Annotated in this window: 1 pseudogene; it reads right to left on the minus strand. The window is 71.6% G+C overall.

Annotated features, from left to right (window positions below):
- Positions 1-68 precede the first annotated feature (68 nt).
- Positions 69-552, minus strand: a pseudogene (locus CCN37_RS38680) (hypothetical protein); the annotation flags it as partial.

The following is a 552-nucleotide window of genomic DNA, read 5'->3' on the forward strand; positions in this document are numbered from 1 at the left end:
GACCAGAACCGCGTGGAGAGCTCCGGGGATCTCCAGGGCGCTGTCAAGCATCCATGAAAGATCGTTGTTCATTGGACCTCGTGCCCTTCGCTGCTAGCGTCGTGGGAACCGCTCGGCCGCTCCCCCGCCTCCGGGTGTGTGGCGCGACCCGCGTCCGTGCCCTGCTTGAAGGCGGCCATGATCGCGGCCGTGTCCTCGCTGCGGCGCCGGGGAGCCGGGGCGGCGGACGGACCGTTGGAGACCAGGGCCATCGGCCGCTTGCGACGCCGCTTGGGCAGACCGTCCTCGGTCGTGCCCACGGGCAGCGAGGAGTCGGGGGCACTGTCGTACGCGGCCGGCCGTGCCTCCACGGGGGCGGGGACGTCGCGCGGCGCGACCGACTCCACCGACGCCGTCGGCTGCTTGGGCTCCGGCATCGTGGTGAGCAGCTCGTCGGGCAGCAGCACGACCGCCCGCACACCTCCGTAGGGGGAGGTGGAGTCCACCGACACCGTGAAGCCGAACCGCTCGCAGAGCACACCGATCACCGCGAAGCCGAACTGCGGAGGGTTG

Origin of the sequence: Allokutzneria sp. NRRL B-24872 (genome assembly GCF_002155965.1) — a bacterium.
GTDB lineage: Bacteria > Actinomycetota > Actinomycetes > Mycobacteriales > Pseudonocardiaceae > Allokutzneria.